The sequence below is a fragment of the Sandarakinorhabdus rubra genome (genome assembly GCF_010994245.1).
GTDB lineage: Bacteria > Pseudomonadota > Alphaproteobacteria > Sphingomonadales > Sphingomonadaceae > Sandarakinorhabdus > Sandarakinorhabdus rubra.
Map to the genome: position 1 here is coordinate 1 of NZ_WMHO01000304.1, position 2,389 is coordinate 2,389.

Annotated in this window: 3 protein-coding genes; all 3 read right to left on the reverse strand. The window is 67.0% G+C overall.

Annotation, left to right across the window (positions count from 1 at the left end; genetic code table 11):
* On the reverse strand, positions 1–817 hold an 817-nt coding region (locus tag GJV64_RS13720), incomplete at its 3' end, for an outer membrane protein (protein ID WP_164157953.1).
* Positions 818–965: 148 nt separating this feature from the next.
* Positions 966–1,379 (reverse strand): DUF2793 domain-containing protein, encoded by a 414-nt coding sequence (locus GJV64_RS13725; protein WP_328799194.1) that lies wholly within the window; start codon positions 1,377–1,379, stop codon positions 966–968.
* Between the two features lie 91 nt (positions 1,380–1,470).
* Positions 1,471–2,389 (reverse strand): GTA baseplate fiber-binding domain-containing protein (locus GJV64_RS13730; RefSeq protein WP_456238861.1); only part of this gene is annotated, 919 nt, incomplete at its 5' end.

The window sequence follows — 2,389 nt, forward strand, 5'->3', positions numbered from 1 at the left end:
GCGGCGGGCACGGCGGCAACGGCGGCGGCGGAGGCGGCGGGGGAGGCGGCGGGGGAGGCGGCGGAGGAGGAGGCGGGGGGGCCGCCTTCTCGAAGAAATTGTAGGTCAGGGTCAGCAGCACGCTGTGGCTGCGGAACCGCGTGTCCACCGGCAGGCCGTTGGTCGTGAAGACGTTCACGTCCTCCACGTTCAGGAAGCGATACTTCAGGCCGATATCAACATGGTCGCTCACCGGCTTGTAGATGCCGGCCAGCAGGTTCCAGGCGAAACCCGTATCGGAATCGTCCAGGAACACGGAACCCGGGGCGCGCAGCGCCTGCCCACGCATCTGGACGCGAGCGATACCCGCACCAGCGCCGAGGTAGCCGCCGAAGTTGTTGTCGTTGCCACCGAAGTCAATGAGGCCGTTGAACATGAAGGCCAGCGCGCTGGAGGAGCCACCGGCATCCGCATAGGTGCCCAGCGGCGGCACACCGGTGCCGCTGACGTTCGAGGCGTTGGTGAAGGGAATGGCCGGCGGCGTGGCTTCCACGAAGGAATTGCGGTTGCGGCCGCGCAGATAATCGAGCGCGAATTCGGTGCGTAGCGCCCCGAAATCGTAACCGATCCTGCCGCCCACATCGAGACCTGGTTTGTACGAATGCCGGATGGCATCATCAACCGTGGTAGCGCCGTTGGCGGTGGAAATGTCGAGAGCCTGATTCTGAAGCAAGCTGACGCCCGCCTCGAGACCAATATACCAGGACTTGTCCTTGGCTGCAGCGGCGCCCGAAAGCGCAGTGGCAGCAAGGGCGAGACCGATCGCGAACCTGCGCATCACCATCCCCTTTTTAAACCATGCCATCACATCCGTGGCATTGTTCGTTCATGTATCTCAGGGGGCGACATTTAGGCAAGCGTAGAAACACCGAGAGCGTTGCCATACGGCCACAGTGAACAGGTCAAAGTAGGCGAGATCGAGCGGCCTAGGGCAACAGGATGCCCTGATCACGCAGCGCTGTCAGCAGGGCTGTCAGCGCATCGCGGGCTTGCGTGTCGATGGTGCCTCCCCCTTGCGGGGCCGATATCGAGACCGGCGACGCGGCCAGTACGGCCCGCCCGGCCAACTGCAACCCGGCGACCGGCAAACGATCCTGCCAGCCACTGCTGAAAATGAGCAGACGGTTCTCATCGAGCACCAGCGCCAGCTGGCCAGGGCGCGGCTGTTGCGGCTGCCAACCCGAGCCGACCCATTGCAGCAGCTGATCGGCAGGATGGCCCCAGGCCGCTGCCGCGGCCACTGGCACGATGAAGAGATCACCCAGCACCGGCAGCGCGGGCGGAGCGGCCTGGCTGCGCGATACCACGGCCAGCGCCACCATGCGGTCGAGGGCCAGCAGGGCCTAGTTGTGGGTCACGTCCTTCTGGCTTTGGCCGGCGGCCAGCAGCGGCAGGGCCAGGCGCGGTGTCTGTGGCATCGATGCCTCCTGTTCAGGAAAGGGAGAGGGTGGCTGCGCGTCCCAGGGCGGCGCCGATCTGGGCGACTTCGAACCACAGGGGACCAATGCGATCTGCCGTGGACCAGGCCGGCACGTCCACGTCGGCAGTTTCCAGCGGCCCAACAGCATCGCGCAACGACACCCGCCATGCCGGCCTGGCTTCGGCCAGTGGCACGTCGGTCAGGTCGGGCCAGCCGAAGCCCGCGCGACTTTGCGGGATCCATCGGAATTGAAGCTGGCCTAATTGCCGCTCCCAGTGCAGATGCACCGGCGGCAACGGTCGGATTGCCTCTGCACCGATGGTCACGGCGCGTGGCTCCGCACCGGCATCTCCGGTGCCGGCTGGCCGCACCAGCAGGCTTTCGCCCAAACGCTCCAGCGGCAGCGGCAGCTGGAGCATGGTCGCCGGCTCAAGCAGCACAAAGCGCTCCATCAGAGCATGACTGCCCACCGCCCAATCACTGCCCCGCCGACCCCGCAGCAGCCCCGACAGGCGAAAGCGACGTCCGCCCAGGGGTTCTGCGGTGGTGAACTGGATCAGTTCGTCGCCCAGCAAGGCAAGATTGGCACCGGACAGGACCGCATCACGGCTGCGGCTTTCCAGCCACATGGCGTCTGACAACAGAGTCACCTCGACCAGGCCGTGATCGTCCCAGGTGGCTGTGCTGGCCGGCGCCAGCACTGATTCCGCCCGCCCCATCGTGGCCGGTGCGGTCAGCACGCCGACGCCTTGATAGGTGGCGCCGCCATCAATGCTGGCGGCGATTGCGGCCCGCCGCCAGCCCGGTGCCGCGCCCGCGCCTGCCAGCCAAAGGCGCGGCCGGTCCGGCAGCTCGCCGGGCAGCGGCGGCAGGTCCATGATGGCAAGGCTGGTGGGGCCCGCCGGTGCGTCGCCATGGTCGAGCGCGACA